The 21,688-nt window shown below is 72.4% G+C and carries 11 protein-coding genes; 5 read left to right on the top strand and 6 right to left on the bottom strand.

The features are described 5' to 3' along the window. Positions 1–116: 116 nt before the first annotated feature. From ACFUPX_RS25790 to ACFUPX_RS25800, 3 genes are read left to right on the top strand one after another with little or no spacing between them, the layout of a single operon-like run. Positions 117–3,611, top strand: coding sequence for a CDP-glycerol glycerophosphotransferase family protein (locus ACFUPX_RS25790; protein ID WP_383327160.1), 3,495 nt, complete (start codon positions 117–119; stop codon positions 3,609–3,611). Continuing rightward, on the top strand, positions 3,608–6,415 hold the full coding sequence (locus ACFUPX_RS25795) for a CDP-glycerol glycerophosphotransferase family protein (protein WP_383327163.1): 2,808 nt from the start codon (positions 3,608–3,610) through the stop codon (positions 6,413–6,415). Before ACFUPX_RS25790 ends, ACFUPX_RS25795 begins: the two co-directional genes overlap by 4 nt. Continuing rightward, positions 6,412–7,593, top strand: a complete 1,182-nt coding sequence (locus ACFUPX_RS25800; protein ID WP_383327166.1) for a glycosyltransferase — start codon at positions 6,412–6,414, stop codon at positions 7,591–7,593. The genes ACFUPX_RS25795 and ACFUPX_RS25800 overlap by 4 nt, the downstream gene beginning before the upstream one ends. Before the next feature lie 51 nt (positions 7,594–7,644). Here ACFUPX_RS25800 and ACFUPX_RS25805 read toward each other — a convergent pair whose 3' ends face one another. From ACFUPX_RS25805 to ACFUPX_RS25830, 6 genes are all read right to left on the bottom strand, one after another. Then, a complete protein-coding gene (locus ACFUPX_RS25805) occupies positions 7,645–8,535 on the bottom strand; it encodes a class I SAM-dependent methyltransferase (protein WP_383327169.1) in 891 nt (296 codons plus the stop codon). Between the two features lie 70 nt (positions 8,536–8,605). Next, complete coding sequence (locus ACFUPX_RS25810; RefSeq protein WP_383327172.1) at positions 8,606–10,855, bottom strand: CDP-glycerol glycerophosphotransferase family protein; 2,250 nt, start codon at positions 10,853–10,855, stop codon at positions 8,606–8,608. Between the two features lie 134 nt (positions 10,856–10,989). Then, positions 10,990–11,871, bottom strand: coding sequence for a carbohydrate ABC transporter permease (locus tag ACFUPX_RS25815; protein WP_383327175.1), 882 nt, complete (start codon positions 11,869–11,871; stop codon positions 10,990–10,992). Next, on the bottom strand, positions 11,868–13,148 hold the full coding sequence (locus tag ACFUPX_RS25820; RefSeq protein WP_383327193.1) for a carbohydrate ABC transporter permease: 1,281 nt from the start codon (positions 13,146–13,148) through the stop codon (positions 11,868–11,870). The genes ACFUPX_RS25815 and ACFUPX_RS25820 overlap by 4 nt, the downstream gene beginning before the upstream one ends. 73 nt (positions 13,149–13,221) lie before the next feature. Continuing rightward, positions 13,222–14,616: an ABC transporter substrate-binding protein gene (locus ACFUPX_RS25825; protein WP_383327178.1), complete on the bottom strand. Its 1,395-nt coding sequence runs from the start codon at positions 14,614–14,616 to the stop codon at positions 13,222–13,224. Positions 14,617–14,847: 231 nt separating this feature from the next. After that, positions 14,848–18,024, bottom strand: coding sequence for an FHA domain-containing protein (locus ACFUPX_RS25830; protein ID WP_383327181.1), 3,177 nt, complete (start codon positions 18,022–18,024; stop codon positions 14,848–14,850). A gap of 415 nt (positions 18,025–18,439) precedes the next feature. On the opposite strand from ACFUPX_RS25830, the gene ACFUPX_RS25835 reads away from it, so the two are divergent. Continuing rightward, complete coding sequence (locus ACFUPX_RS25835) at positions 18,440–20,053, top strand: serine/threonine-protein kinase (RefSeq protein ID WP_383327184.1); 1,614 nt, start codon at positions 18,440–18,442, stop codon at positions 20,051–20,053. A 142-nt stretch (positions 20,054–20,195) separates the two neighbouring features. Continuing rightward, positions 20,196–21,434, top strand: coding sequence for a serine/threonine-protein kinase (locus ACFUPX_RS25840; RefSeq protein ID WP_383327187.1), 1,239 nt, complete (start codon positions 20,196–20,198; stop codon positions 21,432–21,434). The last annotated feature ends 254 nt before the right edge of the window (positions 21,435–21,688 follow it).

Raw genomic sequence — 21,688 nt, forward strand, 5'->3', positions numbered from 1 at the left:
ATCACTCGAATGGCTCTGTGCGGGTGACCCGCAAGGGCGGTCGTTGTTAACCGAGTGGCCCCCAGCAGGACGCGCAGCCGTGCCCGTCAGTTCTCCGGAAGGAATGTGCGCAGCGCATGACACCCCGACTCGCCATCGTCGTACCCATCTACAACGTCGAGGAGTTTCTCGGACCGTGCCTCCGGTCGCTGGCCGAGCAGACCATGCCGGACCTCGAAGTCGTCATGGTCAACGACGGCTCCACCGACGGGAGCCCGCGCATCGCCCGGGAGTTCGCCGCGCAGGACGCCAGATTCCGGCTGGTCGAGCAGGAGAACGCGGGGCTCGGGGCGGCCAGGAACGCGGGGGCGCGCGAGGCGCGGGGGACCCATCTGGCGTTCGTCGACAGCGACGACGTCATCCCGGGGGACGCGTACGAGCGGATGCTGGCGGCCCTGGACAAGTCGGGCTCCGACTTCGTCACCGGCAACGTCCACCGGCTGCGCTCGGGCGGCAGGAGCGAGCAGTCGCCGATGTTCCGCAAGGCGATGGAGTCGGACCGCAGCGGCACGCACGTCACCCGTGACTGGGCGCTGCTCGGCGACCGCATCACCTGCAACAAGGTCTTCCGCAGGGACTTCTGGGACCGGCACGGCCTCACCTTCCCCGAGGGCGTGCTGTTCGAGGACATCTCCGTCATGATCCCCGCGCACTTCCTGGCCGAGGCAGTCGACGTACTGAAGGAGCCCATCTACCTCTGGCGCGACAGGGACGGTTCCATCAGCAACCGCCGTGCCAACCCCCGCGCCATCCGCGACCGCACCGCCGCCGTCCTCGCGGCCGGCGGCTTCCTCGCCGGGAAGGCCGCGGAGCTGGCGGGGACGCCGGAGGGGAAGGTCTTCGCCGACGCCAAGCGGCGCTACGACACGACGGTGTTCGCCGGGGACCTGTGGATGTTCATGGAGGCCCTGCCGCACGGCGACGCGGCCTACCACGACGCCTTCATGGAGCACGCCAACGCCTTCGTCGACACCGTCGACCCGGCGGTCGTCGCCGCGCTGCCGCTCGCCCTGCGCGTGCGCTGGCAGCTCATCCGCCAGCGCCGGGTCACCGACCTGCTCGCCTTCATGACGTACGAGAAGTCCCACCCCGAAGCCTTCCGGGTCCGCGGCCTGCGCAGGCGCCGGGCCGACTTCCCCGGCATCGGCCGCCTGCCGCGCGAGACGGTCGCCCTGAAACGTTCCGATCTGCCGCTCAACGCGCAGCTCACCCACGTCGCCTGGGACGAGCGCGGCAGGCTCCGGCTCAAGGGCTACGCCTACATCCCCAACCTGCCCGCCGGGCGGCTCGGCGCGCGCGTCAGGGTCGCCTGGCTGCGGGCCGGGCGGCGGCGCGTGCTGCCGCTGAAGCTGCGCACCGTGCGGGCGCGCGAGGCGACGTACCGCTCCAAGCAGGGCCTGCACAGCTACGACCGGTCGGGGTTCGAGACGGTCATCGACCCGCGCAGGACCGTCACCAAGCGCCGCAGCACCACCTGGAAGGTGGAGATGGGCGTGGTCAGCGGGCTGCTGCCGCGCACGGGGCCGGTGCGCACGGGCAGTGTCCCGCGGCTTCCCGTGCGGTATCTGGAGGAGTTCCTGCGGGTGGCCGTCACCCTCAGCAAGGGGCGGCTGAGGGTGCGCACGGAGCGGGTCGCGGCGCGGCTCGTCACGCATGAGGGGTGCGGTGGCGTCATCCGGCTGCACGGCAGGATCGCGCCGGGGGAGTCGCAGGCCGTCGACGCCCTGCGGGTCGAGAACTGGCACACCAAGGAGGCGCACTACTTCCCGGCCCTGGTCAACGGCCGCGACTTCAGCGCCGATGTGCCGCTCGGCCTCTTCCACGCCGGTGAGAACAAGCGCACCGGCCGGCCGCGCAAGGCCGACCCGTGGGGCGTCTCGCTGGTCCGCGAGGGCGGTGGCCGCACGCCGCTCGCCGCCTGCCCGGACGTGTCGCCGGGGCGCTACGGGCTGCTGCCGGGGCGGGAACTCCTGGTGCTCGCCAACCCGTCGGGGAACCTGGAGCTGCGCGACCAGACCGTGCGGCCGCTCGTCGACGGCGTGACCTGGCAGGACGAGCTGCGCATCGAGGGCAGCCACCCCGACGTGGCGGCCCGCTCCGGGGAACTCGTCCTCGTGCACGCCGGCCACGGCGAGGAGACCGTGGCGCCGGTACGGATCGAGGACGGGCGCTTCGCAGCGGCCCTGCGCCCCGAAGCCCTGCCGGGCCCCGGCGGCACCCTGCCGCTCGCCGAAGGCCGCTGGAACCTCTTCCTGCGCGCGCCCGGCGAGACGGACCCCGAGCAGTACACCCCGGTGTGCGTGGCACCCGGCGAGGGCCCCGAACTGCCCCTCGTACGCACCAGGTCCGGCCGTGACATCAGCCTGAAGCGCCACGCCCACGACGGCCTCCACCTGCGCTCGGGCTCCGCGCTTCCCATGGCCGACCGGGGCGGCCCGCGCCAGCGCAGGCTGCGCGAGGTGTACGCGGCGCGGCGCGGCGAGCCGCTGCGGGACGCCGTCCTGTACTGCAGCTTCGACGGACGCCAGTACTCGGACTCGCCACGCGCCGTGCACGAGGAACTGGTGGGCAGAAGCGCCGAGTTGGAGCACCTGTGGGTGGTCCGCGACCAGCAGGTGAGCCTGCCCGAGAGCGCCGCGCCCATCACCCTGTGGAGCGCCGAGTGGTACGAGGCGCTCGCCCGCTGCCGCTACATCGTCACCAACACCCAGCTGCCCGCGTGGTTCGAGCGCGCCGACGGCCAGTACGTCGTGCAGACCTGGCACGGCACCCCGCTCAAGCGCATCGGCCGCGACCTCGCGGGCCACGCGTCGGGAGACCGCGCCTACATGGCGACGCTGCCCGGCCGCGCCGACCAGTGGAGCGTCCTCGTCTCCCCCAACCGCTTCTCCACGCCCGTCCTGCGCGGCGCCTTCGGCTACACCGGCGAGGTCCTGGAGCGCGGCTATCCCCGCAACGACCTGCTGCACGCCGCCGACCGCGCGAAGGTCGCCGCCTCCGTGCGCGAACGGCTCTCCATCCCCGAGGGCAAGCGCGTCGTCCTGTACGCCCCCACCTGGCGCGAGAACCAGCCCAAACAGTCCGGCCGCTACGCCCTCGACCTCCAGCTCGACCTCGAAGCCGCCGAACGCGCCGTCGGCGAGGACCAGGTGCTCCTGGTCCGCAGGCACTACCTCGTCGGCGGCACCGTCCCCGGCTCCGACTTCGTGCGCGACGTCACGCGCTACCCCGACGTCAGCGAACTGCTCCTGATCAGCGACGTCCTGGTGACGGACTACTCGTCCCTGATGTTCGACTTCGCGCAGACCGGGCGCCCGATGCTCTTCCACACCTACGACCTCGACCACTACCGCGACACCCTGCGCGGCTTCTACTTCGACTTCGAGGCCAAAGCGCCGGGCCCGCTGCTCGCCACCGGCGACGAGGTGATCGCCGCGCTGCGCGACCCGCGGGCGGCCACCGCTGCCCACACCGACGCCTACGACAGATTCCGCGAGGCCTTCTGCGATCTGGACGACGGGCACGCGGCCGCCGGTGTCGTGGACGCCATGCTCGAAGGAGGCCGCGCATGAGCACGCCGGAACTGCACGACGTCAGCTGTGTCGTGGTCGCGGGCACGGACGCCGGGGCGCTCCAGGAGTCGGTGCGGTCCGTGCTCGACCAGGCGATGGGCAACGTCGAGGCCGTCGTCGTCGAATCCGGCGCCGACGGTCCCGTCCACGACGCGGCCCAGGCGCTCGCCGCCGACCGGCCGCACCGGGTGCGCCTGGTCCGGGCGGGCGGCGCGCTGTCCGTGGCGGCCTCGCGGAACCTCGGGCTCGACGCGGCACGCGGGCGGTACGTCATCGTGCTCGGCGAGGGCGAACTCCTGGAGCGGCACGCCTGCCGGAACCTCTTCGACGCGGCGCGCTCCACCGGGGCCGATCTGGTGGCGGGGCGCTGGACGCGGCTCACCGGCGGCGGAAAGAAGGAGCGCGGCCCCAGCTGGCAGGCCGCCCTGCACGCCAGGACGCGGGGCGTCGAGAACCTCTGCGACGCCCCCGAACTCGTCACCAGGGACTCCCTGACCGCGGGATTCTGCGTCCGCCGGGAGTTCATCGACGCCGCACGTCTGCGGTACGTGGAGGACCTCGACCACAGCGAGGTCCTCTTCGGCGTCGAGGCGGCCCTGGGGGCCCGCGGCATCACCCTCGTACCGAACCTGATCACCACCCGCCGCGCGGCGGCCGACCCGGCCCGCGAGACTCCCGGCCTCGCCGAGGCCAACGCCCGCGTCGCCGGGCTCCTGGTGAGCCTGGGCCGCCTCGACCTGGGCGACCGGCGCGAGCGGGCCTTCCTCACCGACCACGTGCTGCCCTGCGCCCGTACGTTCCCGCAGCTCACCGCCGACGATCGGCGCCGGGCCACGGCCCGCCTCGCCCCGCACCTCGAAGGCCGCGCGGGCGCCCGCGCCCTGGACGCCCTCGCACCCGTCGAGCGGGTGTGCGTGCGGCTGCTCGCGGAGGGCGACACGGACGGCGTGCTCGCGGCGGCCTACGCCCTTGGCCGGCCGGGGACGGTCGTCTCGGAGCTGACCGAGCGGGAGGGCAAGGTCTACTGGCGTGCGGACGGGCTCGACGACCCGCGCGTACGGGAGATCCTCGACGTCAGCGAACTCGGCCACCAGTACCGGAAGGTGAGCGAGGTACGCCTCCTGAACCGCCTCACCAGGTGCGCGGCCGAAGACGGCAAGGCGGTCCTCGAAGGGCGCATCGTGCTGCCCGGCACCCTGGTCCCCGACCGGCCGCCGCTCACCGCCAGGCTCGACGTGCGGGTGCGCGGCACGGGACGGCGCGGCTTCTGCGTACCCGTGGAAGAGGTGCACTACGACGGGGGCGCGGTCGTGTGGCGGGCCACAATCGGGCTCACCGCAGGGCTCCGGGACCTCGGCATCCGCGACCGCTCCTGGGAACCGCAGCTCCAACTCACCGCTGGCGAGCAGCAGTTGGCCAGCGAACTCGTGGCCGAGCCGGAGACCGTCGCGGCGGTCCAGAGCCTCGAAGTCACCGGCGCGAACAAGCTCGCCCTGCGCCTCGCTCCCCGCCACCGCACCGCCCGCATCCTGCGCGCGGCCCTGCACTACGTCACCCACTTCCGCCCCGCACGCAAGCTGAGGCTCCGGCTGCGCGCCCTGCGCAAGCGCCTTGACAGGCTCGGCGGCAGGCTGGTCAAGCAGCGCGTCTACCGGCGCGCGCTGCGGTGGCTGCCCGTCAGCAAGGGCTCGGTGGTCTTCGAGAGCCACATGGGCCGGTGCTACGGAGACAGCCCCCGCGCGATCCACCAGGAGATCCTCGACCGGGGGCTGCGGCTGCGCTGCACCTGGTCGTACGACGGATCGGCCGACGGATTCCCCGACTCGGCCTCCCTGGTGCGGCGTTGGTCCTGGCGCTATCTCTGGGCCCTTGGCCGGGCCGAGTTCTGGATCGACAACCAGGGCTTCCCGCACGCTCTCGCCAAGCCGCGCCACACCACGTATCTCCAGACCTGGCACGGCTCCGCGTACAAGCGCATGGGCTTCGACGAGGCGCGCGTGAAGACGCAGAACGCCCCGCAGCGCGGCTGGCTCCAGGAGGCCGTCGACCGCTTCGACCACTTCCTCGTGCGCTCCGAGCACGACGTCGACACCCTGGCCCGCGCCTACGGCATCCCCGAGGAGAGGCTGCTGCGCAGCGGCTACCCGCGCAACGACCGCCTGATCGCCGCGCGCGCCGCCGACGAGGCGTCGGGCCGCTTCCCGCGACCGGCCGCGGCCGCCGCTCTCGGCATCCCCGACCACAAGACGGTGGTGCTCTACGCGCCCACGTTCCGCGGTCTGCCCAAGAACAACAAGGCGGTCCGGCTGCCCCTGGACGTACGCACGTTCGCGGACCGCTTCGGCGACACCCACGTCCTCCTGGTGCGCGCCCACTACATGGAGTCGGCGAGCCTGCCGGTGTGCCCGCCGGGCACCGTCGTCGACGTCTCGGCCCACCACGACGTGAGCGAGCTGCTCTGCCTCGCCGACGTCCTGGTGACCGACTACTCGTCGATCATGTTCGACTTCGCGCTCCTCGACCGGCCGCTGGTGCACTTCGCCCCCGACCTCGACGCGTACGCCGCCGAGCGGGGCAGCTACTTCGAGCTGCGGGACGAGGCGGGCGGGCCCGTCGTCGAGACGGAGGAGGAGCTGCTGCGCGTGCTCGGCACGCTGAAGCAGACCGACGGCGCGTGGGCCGAGGCCCGGCGGGCGTTCGCCGGGCGGTTCGGCGCGTACGACCAGGGGCGGGCCACGGCCGACGTGGTGGACGCGCTCTTCGGCGAGCGGTTCGGGAACACGGAGAAGGGGACCGGCGCATGACCACGACGACCACGCGGACCACGACCACGGCCGCGACGAAGAGCCGCGACATCTTCCTCGTCGCCAACACCGTCGACGAACTCGGCGGCGTCACCGCCTGGACCCACCAGATGGCCCGGCTCTTCCAGGGCAACGGCCACCGCGTGCACGTCATCGGCGTCCACGAGGCCGAGCTGAAACTGGTGCTCCCCGACGACCTCGGCTACCCCGTGACCAGCCTCTACCGCGAGCATCCGCGGACCCCGCGGCCGGCCCGGGGGCTTGGCCGCCTGAACGTGGCGGCGCGATGCCGCGAGTCGGTACGGGTCGCCGCCAAACGGCGGGTCGTCGACCGGCTCTCGGAGATCTTCCGTGCCGCACGCCCCGGCGCAGTCGCCATCGTCACGCAGGTCTGGTCGATGGAGTGGATCAGGGAGGCGGACACCGCGGGCCTGCGCATCATCGGCATGAGCCACGAGTCGTACGCGTACACCCGCGCCTGCCACCGCTACAAGGCCGTCAAGCGCAGCTACCCTGCCGTGGACCGCTGGCTGGCGCTCACCCAGGAGGACGCCGACGACTGGATCGCCGACGGCATGCACAACGTCGGCGCGATGCCCAACGCCCTGGCCCACCTCCCCGGCGTGCCCTCGCCGCGCGAGGCGAAGGTGGTGTGCAGCATCGGCAGGCTCGCCGACCAGAAGGGCGTCGACATGCTCGTCGACACCTGGGCGCTGGTGGCCCCGCAGCGCCCCGACTGGACGCTGCGGATCTACGGCGCCGGGGCGGACGAGGCCGACCTCAAGCGGCAGTGCACGCGCCGTGGCCTCGACGGTTCGGTGGAGTGGCGGGGGCGCACCAGCGATGTGCCGGGGGTGCTCGCCGAGAGCTCCCTGTTCGTGCAGTCCTCACGCGGCGAGGGCTTCCCGCTGGCCCTGATGGAGGCCATGGCCAGCGGGGTGCCGTGCGCGGCCTTCGACTGCGCGCCGGGCGTACGGGAGCTGGTGCGCCACGGCGAGGACGGTCTGCTCGCCCCCGCCGGGGACATCGGGGCCCTCGCCGACCGCCTCCTGCGCCTCACCGGCAATCCGCGGCTGCGGGACGCGATGGGGGAGCGGGCGCGGGTGAACGTGCAGCGGTTCTCCGAGGAGCGGGTGCTGGAGCGCTGGGAGGCGCTGTTCGAGCTGCTTGAGCGGTAGGGGGCCGATCGTGCTGTTCCTCGTGCCCTTGAGGGGCGCGGGGAACAGACGTCAGGAACGCGAGCGGGCCAGCAGCGACGACAGCAGGCCCCTGGCCCGGCCGCCCGCCCCGGCGACGGGTGCAGGCGCCAGGCGGGGCTGCTCGGAGGCCGTCTCGTCCGCGTGCCGTGACACCGGCTGGTCCGGGGACTTCGCCTTCTTGCCGCTGATCCGGATCATCGGGAAGCCCGCGACCTCCTCCGCCCCGTGCCACATGTCGTCGCGCTCCTTGAGGAACGCGGCGAGATCGGCGTGGACCGCGTCGTAATCGCCCCACGTGCCGTAGAACTTCGTGGCCGTGATGCACAGCGGTTTGAGCCCCGTGCTCGCCACCGCGCCCCACGTCGCCGCGGCCACCCCCGGACAGTGCTCGGCCCGGAAGTCGTCGAGCACGACGATCCCGCCCTCCCCGAGGATCTCCCGGGCGGCGGCGATGTCCGCGTGGACGTGCTCGTACAGATGCGAGGCGTCGATGTGCACGAAGCGGCAGCTGCCCGGCTCCACGTGCGTGGTGATCCCGGAGGACGGCTCCTGGACGATCTGCGGCAGACCTTCGTGGAAGGAGCGGTAGTTGGCCTCGAAGGCGCGGCGCGTGAGCGTGGCGTACGAGCGGCCCATCTCGGCGGAGTTCGCCTCGTCGGGGGCGGGCGAGTCGAAGAGGTCGCAGACCGTGAAGGTCTCGTCCGCGCGCAGGTACGCCCCCATGAAGATGGCGCTCTTGCCCAGATACGCGCCGAGTTCCAGCAGGTCGCCCCGCTGGGACCGGTCGAGCTGCCGGCTCAGGATCCAGTCGAAGAGCACCTGGTCGACCGGATGGAACCACCCCTTCACGTCGGAGAGCCTGCCCGGCTTCGGCAGCTGACCGGTGGGAATCGCGGACGGGGTGGCTGAAGCGTTCTGCATATCTGGTCCCGGAGATGGGGGGAGGAGGACGGTGCGGCGGACGCGTAGTGCGGTCAGAAGCACGGTGTGGCTAGAAGCGCGGAGTGGGCCGGGAGACGTCCGCCCGCGGCAGCGGCTCGTCGGCCACCCCCGCGGCCGGCGCCGGGTGCCGGTCCGCCAGTGGCGCCACAGACGGTAGACCCCCGGTCTCGCCGAGCACCACATGCCTCACAACTCGTTCAGCGGCCCGCCCGTCGTCGTACACGCAGAAGCGGTCTCGGAACGCGGCGCGCAGCTGCGCCGAGCGCGAGCCGCGCCAGTGGCCGGTGGCGAAGATGTCGGTGAGCTCGTCCTCGCTGCGCGCGACCGCGCCCGGCGGGAACTCGCGCACGTCGAAGTAGGTGCCGCGGGCCGCCTCGTACGCCTCCCAGTCGGTGGCGTGCAGGACGACCGGACGGTCGAGGTTGACGTAGTCGAACATCAGCGACGAGTAGTCCGTGACCAGGGCGTCGGAGGCCAGGCAGAGGGACTCGACGCTCGGGTGGTCGGAGACGTCGATCAGGCGCTCGGACGAGGACACCAGCGGCGCGCCGTACGAGTGGTGGGCGCGGGTCAGGACGACGAAGCGGGGGCCGAGGTTCTGCAGCATCCGCTCCAGGTCCAGGGAGCGCAGCTGGCTGTGGCGGTAGTCGCGGTGGGTGGGGGCGTAGAGGATGGCGACGGCGCCCTGGGGGATGCCCAGGCTCTCGCGCAGGCGGGCCACGTCCGTGGAGCTGGCCCGCTGGTAGATGTCGTTGCGCGGATAGCCGTACTCAAGGGTCTTGAACGAGGCGGGGAAGACGCGCTCCCACACCAGCGTCGAGTGCCGGTTGGCCGACAGGACGTAATCCCATTTGTCGGCGTTCTGCATGAGAGCGGCGAAGTCCATGCCCCGCGCCGCGGCCGGGCGGTCCTGGAGGTCGAGGCCCATCAGCTTCAAGGGGGTGCCGTGCTGGGTCTGGATCATGATCTGGCCGGGGCGTTTGACGAGCCTGCGGTCGAAGTTGACGTTGTTGACGAGGTACTTGGAGCGCGCGAGGGCGCTCCAGTACGCGGCCGTGCCGGTGCGGAGCCTGCGGGTGGCCGTCGGCAGGGTGTGGTGGTGGACGGGGTCCGCCACCCAGGCGGTGCGGATGTGCGGGGCGTGCTCGCGCAGGGCGGCTTCCAGGGCCCCGGGGTTGCAGCCGTAGCCGCGCCCCCAGTACGAGGAGAAGACCGCGCGGTCGGCGCGCAGCGGCAGGCGCAGCTGGATCCGGTAGTGCAGCTGGAGCGCGGCCCCTTTGGTGCGCCGCCGCGCGGTCGCCGCGTACTGCCGGGCCTTCGACCTGGCCCGCAGCGCCGTCCACAGGGTCCGGTAGGTGCGGTGGGTGCCCAGGCGCACCAGGCCGTGCCGTACCCGGGTGCGGGCCCGCGGCCGTGCGCCAGGGACGCGGTAGCGGCGGTAGTGGGTGCGGGCCTTGCGCAGGAACTCGGGGCGGCTGCCGCGCGGGAGGCGGTCCCGCTTGGTGAAGACCGTCGAGAGGTGGTCGACCATCCGCCGAAAGAGCAGGGGCCGCCAGGTGACCGAGAGCTCGGGGTGCTGGTCGAGGAACGTGAAGACCCGCTCGTACTGGTCGAAGATGTCGAAGTGCCTGCGGGTCGTGGTGCGCAGGATGCTGCCCCGGCGGCGCTGGAGGTAGTGCACGCAGACCCGGTCGAGGGTGGCGATCGTGCCCGCCGTCATCAGGACCGGGTACGTCCAGGGCGTGTCCTCGTAGAGGCCGGGCGGGAAGGTGAAGTCCTCGCGCTCGATGAAGTCGCGGCGGTACGCCTTGTTCCAGGCGACCATCAGGAGCCGCAGCAGGCCGGGCCGCTCGCTCAGCCGGAAGGGGGTGTTGCCCTCCTCCCGCAGAAGGCCGGCGAACTGGTTGCGGACCTCCTCGCCCGACCAGAACGTGCGCGCGTAGTCGTAGATCAGGACGTCCGGCTCGCCCGTCTCCTTGATGCGGTCGGAGATCGCGTGCAGGGAGTCGGGGGTGAGGGTGTCGTCGCTGTCGAGGAAGATCAGGTAGTCGCCGCTCGCGTGCTCCATGCCGGCGTTGCGGGCCCGCCCGAGGCCGACGTTCTCCTGGAGGTGGATGGTCCGCACCCGGGTGTCACGGGCCGCGCACTCGTCCATGAGGGCGCCGCACGCATCCGGTGAGGCGTCGTCGACCACGATCAGCTCGAAGTCCGTGAACGATTGGCCCAGGACCGATTCGAGGCATGCGTGCAGATAGGCCTGCACCTTGTACACGGGCACGATGACACTGAACCGGGGCAAGGCACATCCATGGGTCGGCGCGGGCACACTGCCCGGCAACGCCCCGGCGGACGTCGAGTTACGCGGTATGCGGCATTTGGGGGAAAGGTGCGGGTGAGGCGGCCCCGTCGCGGGACCGCCTCACCGGTCGGCGGTTACTTGACCGCGCCCGCCATCACACCGGACACGAACTGCCGCTGGAACGCGAAGAACACGGCCAGCGGGATCACCATCGAGATGAACGCGCCGGGCGCGAGGATCTGCACGTTGTCACCGAAGGACCGCACCTGCTGCTGGAGCGCGACCGTGATCGGCGGGCTCTGCGAGTCGGCGAAGATCAGCGCGATCAGCATGTCGTTCCAGACCCAGAGGAACTGGAAGATGCCGAGCGAGGCGATCGCGGGCGCGCCGAGCGGCATCACGACCCGGAAGAAGAGCCGCAGTTCACCGGCTCCGTCCAGGCGCGCCGCCTCCAGGAGTTCGCGGGGGATCTCCGCGAAGAAGTTCCGCAGGAGGAAGATCGCGAACGGCAGGCCGAAGGCCACGTGGAAGACGACCACGCCTGCCGTCGTCTCGAAGATGCCGATCGCGCCGAAGATCTTCGACACCGGAAGCAGCGCCACCTGCACGGGCACCACGAGCAGCCCGACCACGCCGATGAACCACCAGTCGCGGCCCGGGAACTCCATCCACGCGAAGGCGTATCCGGCGAGCGAGCCGATGATCACGACGAGCAGTGTCGCCGGGACGGTGATCATGATGCTGGACAGGATCGAGTCGGTGATCGTCTCGTCCTTGAGCAGGTTCGTGTAGTTGTCCAGCGTCAGCTGCGAGGGCGTGCTGAAGACCTTCCACCAGCCGCTCTCCGCCATGTCGGCCGAGCCGCGCAGCGAGCCGAGCAGCAGACCGACCGTCGGCACCAGCCAGAAGAGCGCGACGACGGCGAGGAAGGCGCGTACGAGGCTGCCGCTCAGGACGGAGGCGATCCGCCCGCCCAGCGACTGCTTCACTTTCACCGCTTCGACTTGGGTGGTCATCGCCGAGCCTCCCGCCGAAGTCGCCGGACATTGAAATACATCACCGGGATCACGAGCAGGAAGAGGAGAACGGCGATCGCGCTCGCCACGCCCGAGTCCTTGTCGAGGAACGCGGAGTTGTAGAGCTGGAGCGCCAGGACGTTCGCGTCGTCCTTCGAAGAGTTCGGCGGGATGATGAAGATCAGGTCGAAGATCTTCAGTACGTTGATCATGAGCGTGACCGCCACCACCGCGAGCACCGGCGCGAGGATCGGCACCGTGATCCTGCGGAACACCTGCCACTCGTTGGCGCCGTCCACCCGGGCGGCCTCCAGGAGTTCACGCGGCACGCTGGCCAGACCGGCCGCGATCAGGACCATCGCGAAGCCCACCCAGATCCACAGGTACGAGCCGATGACCGCCGGTGTGATGAGGGAGGGGCCGAGCCAGTCCACTCCGTTGTACGGCTCGCGGAAGTTGGACGCGGGGAAGCGCAGCTGGGCCCCGTCGGCCTCCTTGGGAAGCGCGAAGGTGCCGTCGTCCGCCGCCTGCGCGGTGGCCACCACCTTGCCGTCCTTGACGGCCTCGACCTTGATCCCGGGGTAGCCGAACTCGGCCTTGTCCGGCGCGTTGACCTCGCCCCGGCCCTTGCCGCGCGTGAAGTCCTGCCAGGCCGTGCCGGTGACCTTGTCGGGGTCCGGCTTCGCTGCCGCGGCCGACTTGGCGCCGTCCGGCATGTTGTCCGGCGCGACGCCGGTCAGCGGGAGCACCACCGGAGTGCCCGCGCTGACCGGTTTGCGCGTGATGAAGGCACCGCCGGCCGCATCCTTCAGCGGTGACTGCGTACTGGGATGCGCCTGCGGGAAGGCGGACGACTCGGCGAACGTGTCGTGCACCCCCACCATGACGGCGTTGGCCACACCCCGGTCGGGATCCGACTCGTACACGAGCCGGAAGATGATGCCGGCCGCGAGCATCGAGATCGCCATCGGCATGAAGATGACCAGCTTGAACGCCGTGCCCCAGCGGATCCGTTCGGTGAGCACGGCGAAGATCAGGCCCAGCCCCGTCGCGAGCGTCGGGGCGACCACCACCCAGATCGCGTTGTTCTTGACCGCGGTGAGGATGGTGTCGTCCGTGAACAGGGTCTCGTAGTTGCCGAACGCCGTGAAGTCGCCCGACTTGTCGAAGAAGCTGCGGAAGACCGAGTACCCGATGGGGTAGAGGACGAGCGCGCCGAGCAGCACGAGAGCGGGCGCCAGGAACAGCACCGCCACGCTTCTGCGCGTTCCGGTCACGCTCTTGCGCGGTGTGGGAGCCGGGGGCAGCGCCACGTTCGGCGTGCCCCCGGCGTTCGCGGATGTCACCGCGTCAGTCCTTGTAGGCCTTGGCGGCGGCCGTCTCCAGCGCCTTCTGCGTGCCCGCGACGTCCTTCGGGTTCTTCAGGAAGTCCTGGAGCGCCTTCCACTCACCCTTGCCCGGCGTGCCGCCGAAGGCCTGCGGGGCCTGGTCGGACATGTCGAAGCGGATGTCGTCGCCCGCCGCGATGAGCGCCTTGGCGATGGACCGCTGCACGTCGTTCGGGTACGCGGCCAGATCGAGGCTCTTGTTCGGCGAGACGAAGCCGCCCGCCTCCGCCCAGATCTTGGCCGAGTCGGGAGAGGCCAGGAAGGTCAGGAGCGCCTGGGCGCCCTTGCTGTCCTTCAGGGCCACCGCCGCGTCACCGCCGACCACCGCGGGGGACTCGTCCCCGACCGCGGGGAACGGGAACACCTTGGCGTCCGTGCCGACCTCGGCCTTCGTCTCGGAGATGGGCAGCGAGACCATGTCGCCCTCGAAGACCATGCCCGCCTTCGGCTGGTCGCCGCCGGTGAACGTCTGCTTCACGGAGGCGGGGAACTCGGTCTGCAGGGCGCCGTCCGCGCCACCCGCGACGAAGCCCTTCTTGCCGAAGAGCTCACCGAGCGTGGTCAGCGCCTCCTTCACGGAGGGGTCAGTCCACTTGATCTCGTGCTTGGCGAGCTGGTCGTACTTCTCCGGGCCGGCCTGCGAGAGGTAGATGTTCTCGAACCAGTCGGTGAGGGTCCAGCCGTCCGCGCCCGCGACCGAGATCGGCGGTACGCCGGAGTCGTACACGGTCTGGGCCGTCTTCAGGAAGTCGTCCCAGGTCTTGGCCTGCTTGGCGCCCGCGTTGTCGAAGACCTGGGTGTTGTACCAGACCAGGGACTTGTTGGCGGCCTTGAAGTACACGCCGTACTGCTTGCCGTCGACGGACCCGAGGTCCTGCCAGCCCTTCGCGTAGTTCTTGTCGAGCTGCTTCTGCGCCTCGGGTCCGACCGGCTTGGCCCACTTGTTGGCCACGGCCTGCTCGATCGCGCCGACCTGCGGAAGCATCGCGACGTCCGGCGGCGCACCGCCCGCGACCTTCGACTCCAGGAAGCTGATGATCGGGTCCTGGGCGGGTACGAAGGTGACCTTGGCCCCGGTCCGCTTCTCGAACTCGTCGAGAACCTTGAGGAACACCTTGCGCTCGGAGCCGCCCCATACGGCGGCCACGGAGACCGTCTGCCCGTCCAGCTTGGGCAGTTGAACCGCGGCGGCGCTCTCCTTGCCGCCGTCCTTGTCCCCGCTGCCCTTGTCGTCGCCGTCGTCCCCGCCGCATGCCGTGACGGTGAGCACGAGCGTGCCCGCGACGACGGCCGCGGCGAATTTGGCTGTGGTACGCCGATGTTGCGGTGCCTTGCGTGTTCGAAGACTGCTGCGCATCACTGCCCCGTTTCTCTGCCCCGGCGAGTCCCGTGCGGCCTGTCTACGCCCGCCCGGGGAGAGGCGGCAAGAGCGCCAACCATGACAACTGGGTGATCGTGATGGCGTTGTGACGTGGGGTCATGAGCAGGGGTGTCCCAGTGGGGAAGGTGGGCACAACGCCACGCTGCCGGGCACCGCCCGACAAGGCGCCCGGTGCCCGCAGCGGTACCGCAGCTACAAGTACCGCAGCTACAAGAGGGACGGCACCTGATCCGCGGCGACAGAGCGCGCGGCCCGCTCCAGCGCACTGGCGAGGAGGGCCAAGTCCGTGGGCCCATTGCCGAGTTCACGCACGGGGCGGCGGGCGGGAGGGTCCCCCATCCGCTCCCACTCCAGTGGGACCACGGTGGGCCGCACCGTGGACGTACGGGGAATCCGCCCGGTGACCCGCCCCGCCTGGAAGGGGCTCACCCGCCCCTCGGCGGTCCGAAGCTCCCCCCGTCCCGGGGCAGGCTCCTCAGGCCCAGGAGCAACAGCATCCAGCACAACCCGAAGCGCGGCCCTTCGCCCCAGCTCGGTCTCGGGAGTCCGCTCACTGCGAGCCGTGGTGGCAACCAAATGCACCCCGAGCCGCTCCCCGTCCCGAGCCACGGCTTCGAGCGCCCGCACGACGGACCCCGCGGCAGGCCGCCCCGGCGACCCGAGCGCGGGCGAAAGCAGCGCGTCGAAGTCGTCGACGAGCACCACGAGCCGGGGCAGCGGAGGCCCAGGCTCGGCCCCCTTGCGGACGGCGGCGACAGGCCGCAGCCGCATCGTGGAACTCGGCGCCGGATCAAGATCACCTCCGCCTCCGCCTCCCCCCACGGCCGGAGGCACGGACGCAGGCACAGGGGTCTGCGTATGCCACTCCGCGAAACCGAGCCGCCCCAGCAGCTCGGCCCGCCGCTTCAGCTCGGCGGTCAGTGACTGGGCGAACTCCCGCATGCGGACAGGGTCGTTGGCGGTGAGATACGTCGTGACGTGCGGCAGGTCCGTACAGACGGCGAGGCCTTCGACGAGCCGGACGTTCCCGCCGTTCGTCCCGCTGCCGCCGCTCCCCGTGGTGTCCCGCCCGTCGATGAGGACCATGCCGAGCCGGTCGGGGCGCTCCGCCGCGGCCAGCGAGGCGGCGATGGACCGCAGCAGTTCCGTACGACCGCTGCCCGAAGGGCCCTCGGCCAGCACATGCGGGCCCTCGGCGGCGAGGTCCACGACCACGGGACCGCGCGGCCCGGCCCCGAGCACCGTCCAGGCCCGCCCGCCCAGCGCCTCGGGATCATCGGCGGCGGCGGCCCAGCGTGCCATCAGGGAGGCGGGCGTGGCCCGTGCGAGCCCCAACTCGTCCAGGAGGCGTGCCATTTGGGGCAAAGGAGCAGACACGCGCGCGTGCCCGTCGCCGGGCGCCCCGTCCGTGCGGAAAGGCGCCAGCGCGCGGGCGAACCGCTCGGCCCAGGCCCCCGACACCGCGTCCACCGCGGCGACGGTGCCGTGCCCCGCCGGGTGCCCGTCCACGGTCCGCAGCAGCCGCAGGGCGGTCGCCACGTCCCCGCTGAGCAGCGCGACGGCGCCGCAGGCGCGGAAGGCGGGCGACACGGAGCAGGCGGCTTCGTACGTGGCGGAGACGGGCGAGGCGGGCGACGCGGCGGGGGTCTCCGCGAGGCAGACGACATGGATCCCGGCGGCGGCCCCCTCCCGTGCCAGGCGCACCACGGCTTCGCGCAGCCCGGCGGAACCGGGGTCGCCGTCCACCACGACGACGGTGCGTGGCCCGGCGTCCGAAGAGCCTTCGGCGGAAGCCGCGAGGTCGCCGTCCGACGCGGTGGCGGACGCCCTGTCCGCCACGAAGTCCTCCAGGCGCCGCAGCAGCTCTCCCGTACGCGCGGCGGCCTGCTCGCGGTCGTAGGCCAGGAGGAGGCGGCAGTCCTGGCCGTGCGTGGGCCGCAGATGGGGGAGCCAGCCGAGCCAGGACCACTCGGCGGCCCGCTCCGGCGTGGGCCGTGCGCGGTCCGTGCTGAGCAGCACGATCTCCAGGGCGTCGGGGGAGTGCAGCGCCGCGAGCTGGGCCACGACCGCGCGGGCGAGCCCCGTGAGCCGCTCGCGCGGTCCCGCGAGGCCGAGCGCGCCGGCCTCCCGCAGGCTGACCGTCACGGGGACGGCGGGCAGCAGGCCGCGCTCGTCCGGGGCCGCGCGGTCGACCGTGCCGAGCCGGACCGCGAGGGCCTCGGGGTGGCCGGGGCCGCGCTCCCAGAGCCGGGGGCCAGGGCCGAGCGCGGTGAGCAGCAGGGCCGCCGGGTCGGGCCAGGACTCCGGGGTCCGCGCGGCGGCGGCCACCGCGAGGTCCTCGGGGGTGGGGGCCGCCGGTTGCGGGGGCGCGGCCTCGCTGCCCGTCTCGTACACGTCGTCTTCGTACGCCGCCTGGCCGTGCTCGTCGTCGCGGGCTCCCGTGAGCCGCCGGGCCCAGGCCGAGAGGCCGCTGCGCTTGCGCAGGCCGCGCGGCACGGTCGTGCCGCGCGCGGGGGTGCCGGTGCGGGTGCTCTCGGCGTCGGGGGCGCCGCCCTGCTGCGGGACCAGGGGCGCGTCGGTGGGCGACTGCCTGCCGTACGCCGATGCCTGGCCGCCTTCGCCCGAGGCGCCCCAGCCGGCCGATCCGTACGCGTGGTGCGTGCCGTCGGAGGGCGCGTGGCCCGCTTCCGGGGGAGCGCTCGCAGGCGCGTCCCCGCTCGCAATGACCCGCACGCGCACGTGCCCCTCGCCGTCCGCGGCCGTCGGTAGCGCGCCGCCCGTCCCGTCCCCGGCGGTGAGCCGCAGCGCGGACTCGCCGAGCCGCAGCAGGGAGCCGTGGGAGAGGCGCACGGGGCGGTCGGTGATCTCGCGGCCGTCCACCGTCGTGCCGTTCGTGGAGCCCAGGTCCGTGACGGTGACCTGGCCGTCCTGGGCGAGCGTCACCGCGCAGTGCAGCCGCGAGACGTCCGGGTCGTCCAGCGGGACGTCCGCGTCCGCCGAGCGGCCCACGCGGATCTGGCCGCCGTGCAGGAGGTGCACGCCGCCCGCGTCCGGGCCCGCGACCACGTGCAACTGGGCCGCCGCTCCCGCGAGTTCGGGTCCGGGCTCGGCGGGCGAGCCGAGCGAGAGCACCGCTCCGTCGATCAGCGGGGGCTCTCCGAGGGTGCAGCGCTGGGCGTCGAGCCGCTCCGACTCCGCGTACAGGACGACGGGTCCTTCGCCGCCCGCCACGGCGGCGGCGAGGCCGGAGGCGACCGTGGCGAGCGCGGTCCCGGCAGGGGCGGTGACCAGCACGTCACAGGCGCCGCGCGGCACGGCGGGGCGGCCTTGGGGCTCGGCGGTCTGGCCGCTGCGCGGCCCGAGGACGGTCAGCCGGATCTGCATCGCCGTCAGCGGTCCCTTCTGCCCTTGCCGCAGGGCACGGGGACTCGCGCTGTGATTCCCCCCACCGCACACGGCCACATCGGCCAGTAACAAGAAGGCATCTTCGCACCTGCCGCTGACAACACGCCCGGCGGCCACCAGTAAGTGATCTTGATTGGTCGGCTCTGCTCGGAAAAGTGCCTGCTTGGACCGTTGCGATCGTCGGCCGCCATGGGGTGACGAAGGTCAATTCGTCGCCCATCGGCAACCAACAGCCCCAGTGGGGCGTCTTTCCACCGAACAGCTGTCCAGTCACCCGGTGGCCGGTCGAAGGAGACCGGCCGGTGCCCCGTTCGGCGGCACTACAGTGGGTCGGAACACCTTCCGGCGGGTAGCCGGGTCCGGACAGACCAGCCAGATCAGCAGGGAGCATGACGTGCGGCCGGTAGGCAGCAAGTACCTGCTCGAGGAGCCGCTCGGGCGCGGCGCCACGGGCACCGTCTGGCGAGCCCGCCAGCGCGAGACCGCGGGTGCCGAGGCAGCCGTTCCCGGCCAGCCGGGCGAGACCGTCGCGATCAAGGTCCTCAAGGAGGAGCTCGCCAACGACGCGGACATCGTGATGCGCTTCCTGCGCGAGCGCTCCGTCCTGCTCAGGCTGACGCACCCGAACATCGTGCGGACCCGTGACCTGGTCGTCGAGGGAGAGCTCCTCGCCCTCGTCATGGACCTGGTCGAAGGCCCCGACCTGCACCGCTACCTCCGCGAGAACGGTCCGTTCACGCCGGTCGCGGCGGCCCTCATGACCGCCCAGATCGCCGACGCGCTCGCCGCGAGTCACGCGGACGGCGTCGTGCACCGCGACCTGAAGCCCGCGAACGTCCTGCTCAAGCAGGACGCCGACGGCTCGATGCACCCGATGCTCACCGACTTCGGCATCGCGCGCCTCGCCGACTCCCCGGGCCTGACCCGCACCCACGAATTCGTCGGCACGCCCGCGTACGTGGCACCCGAGTCCGCCGAGGGCCGCCCGCAGACCAGCGCGGTCGACATCTACGGCGCGGGCATCCTCCTGTACGAGCTCGTCACCGGGAGCCCGCCCTTCGGCGGCGGCTCGGCCCTCGAGGTCCTGCACCAGCACCTGAGCGCCGAACCGCGCCGCCCCTCCACGGTCCCGGACCCCCTGTGGACGGTCATCGAGCGCTGCCTCAGCAAGAACCCCGACCACCGCCCCAGCGCCGAGAACCTCGCGCGCGGACTGCGGGCCGTCGCGGACGGCGTGGGCGTGCACGCGAACAGCGCGCAGATCGCCGCCGCGGAGGGCGTGGGCGCCCTCCTGATGCCCGACCCGGACCCCGCCATGGTGCCGGGGACGGCCGGAGCCGCCGATCCCACCCAGGTGCTTCCGAGCAACGCGGGGTCGTACGACCCGAACGCGGCGACGAGCGTCATGCAGAGCACCGGCTCCGGTCCCGGCGCGGCCGACCCGACGGCCGTCATGCCGCCGGTGCCGCCGAACCAGCCCGGCGGCGACCCGAACGACCCGCACCCCTGGCAGAACCAGATGCGGGCGGCCCGCGACCGCAACGAACAGACGCAGGTCCAGTCGTACCTGGACCCCAGCCAGGACCCGCTGCGCCGCCGCCGTCCGCAGCGCCAGGTCCAGCAGCCGCAGCCGCAGCAGCGCCCCCAGCAGTACGCGCCGCAGCAGCAGCGTCAGCAGCCCCAGCAGCAGTACGCCCCCCAGCCCCAGCAGCAGCAGTACGCGCCGCCGCAGCAGACGCCGCCCCAGCAGCCGCCCGCGGGCCGGCCGCCGCGTGAGCCCAGGGAACCCAGGCAGCGCGGCTCGAACCCGAACCGGATGAAGATCCCGGGTCTCGGCTGCCTCAAGGGCTGCCTCTTCACGCTGATCATCCTCTTCGTGGCGAGCTGGCTCGTCTGGGAGCTGAGCCCGCTCCAGGAGTGGATCGGCACGACGAAGGGCTACTGGGAACAGCTGACCGACTGGTACGACACGGTGTCCGGCTGGATGGGCAAAGTGGGCGGCAACTAGCCCTCCCGTGGTCGGTGAGGGGTGAATCCCCTCCCGACTCTGGGGATTTGTCGACACCTGCGGGGTGATTTCTGCTCCTGGAGTGAAGGTTGGCGTCGAGGCCGCGTAGCTTTGTCGCCAACACGCATCCGTAGGAGCAGTCTTGGCACGCAAGATCGGCAGCCGGTACACCGCCCACCAGATCCTTGGTCGGGGCAGCGCCGGCACGGTGTGGCTCGGCGAGGGGCCCGAGGGTCCCGTCGCCATCAAGCTGCTGCGCGAGGACCTGGCGTCCGACCAGGAGCTCGTCGGCCGCTTCGTCCAGGAGCGCACGGCTCTGCTCAGCCTCGACCACGCGCGCGTGGTGGGCGTCCACGACCTGGTGGTCGACGGCAACGACCTCGCCCTGGTCATGGACCTGGTCCGCGGCACGGACCTGCGCACCCGCCTGGACCGCGAGCGGCGCCTGGCTCCCGAGGCGGCGGTGGCGATCGTGGCGGACGTGGCGGACGGCCTCGCGGCGGCGCACGCGGCGCAGATCGTGCACCGTGACGTGAAGCCGGAGAACGTCCTGCTCGACATGCAGGGCCCGCTGGGTCCCGGCGGCTCGCACCCCGCCCTGCTCACGGACTTCGGCGTCGCGAAACTGATCGACTCCCCGCGCCGCACCCGCGCGACGAAGATCATCGGTACGCCGGACTATCTCGCCCCCGAGATCATCGAGGGCCTGCCCCCGCGCGCGGCCGTGGACATCTACGCGCTCGCGACGGTTCTGTACGAGCTCCTGGCGGGCTTCACCCCGTTCGGCGGCGGCCACCCCGGGGCGGTGCTGCGCCGCCACGTGACGGAGACGGTGGTCCCCCTCCCCGGCATCCCGGACGAGCTCTGGCAGCTGATGGTCCAGTGCCTGGCCAAGGCTCCGGCGTCCCGCCTGCGAGCCTCGGAGCTCGCCGCGCGGCTGCGGGAGCTCCAGTCGCTGGTGGCGGGGATGCCGCCGCTGGACGTGGACGAGCCGGACACGGAGCCGCTTCCTGAGGAGGAGGCGGAGGAGCCCGCGCCGGAGCCGTCCCCGGGTGCGCCGCGTCGCGGGGCCGTCCCCCTGGTGCGCGGCTCGACCACTCCCGACTCGAACCGCGACACCCACACCTCCATGCGCGTCCCGGGGCCCGACGAGCTCGCCGGGGGCGCGCGGGGCACGGCCCGCGCCCCGCGCGCGTCCGGTGCGGCCCGCCCCGGCTCGGCCCGCCACCGCTCCTCTGCCCGCCGCCGCAGGATCACGCTCGGCGTGGCGGGAGCGGTTCTTGTGGCCGCCGCGGGCATCGGCACCTGGGCGGCCACAAACGGCAACGACGCGGACGCAACCCCCCAGGACACCAACAACTCAGCCCCACCTTCGCCATAACCCCCGGGGGGCAACCACCCCGGAGCCCTGCACCAGCCGCAACCCCCGGGGGCAACTACCCCGGAGCCCCGCACCAGCCGCCGCGATGGCTCGCCCCCCTGCTGTGGCCCCGACGGCTCACTGCCTGCCGGCGGAGAGCCTGTGGCCGCCGGGCCCGTGCGTCTGCTGGTCGGCTCCGGCTGCCCCTGTCCCGGCGCTTCGCGCCGGATTTTCCCCGCCCACCCACCCGATTACCCCGGAGTAATGGGTGGGTG

The sequence above is a fragment of the Streptomyces sp. NPDC057302 genome, assembly GCF_042667685.1.
In the GTDB taxonomy this organism is placed as follows: Bacteria; Actinomycetota; Actinomycetes; order Streptomycetales; family Streptomycetaceae; genus Streptomyces.

Bases quoted from the DNA above. Each gene is read 5' to 3' on its own strand.
- ACFUPX_RS25825 (WP_383327178.1), bottom strand. From the start codon at position 14,616: ATGCGCAGCAGTCTTCGAACACGCAAGGCACCGCAACATCGGCGTACC.
- ACFUPX_RS25815 (WP_383327175.1), bottom strand. From the start codon at position 11,871: ATGACCACCCAAGTCGAAGCGGTGAAAGTGAAGCAGTCGCTGGGCGGG.
- ACFUPX_RS25795 (WP_383327163.1), top strand. From the start codon at position 3,608: ATGAGCACGCCGGAACTGCACGACGTCAGCTGTGTCGTGGTCGCGGGC.
- ACFUPX_RS25790 (WP_383327160.1), top strand. From the start codon at position 117: ATGACACCCCGACTCGCCATCGTCGTACCCATCTACAACGTCGAGGAG.
- ACFUPX_RS25800 (WP_383327166.1), top strand. From the start codon at position 6,412: ATGACCACGACGACCACGCGGACCACGACCACGGCCGCGACGAAGAGC.
- ACFUPX_RS25805 (WP_383327169.1), bottom strand. From the start codon at position 8,535: ATGCAGAACGCTTCAGCCACCCCGTCCGCGATTCCCACCGGTCAGCTG.
- ACFUPX_RS25830 (WP_383327181.1), bottom strand. From the start codon at position 18,024: ATGCAGATCCGGCTGACCGTCCTCGGGCCGCGCAGCGGCCAGACCGCC.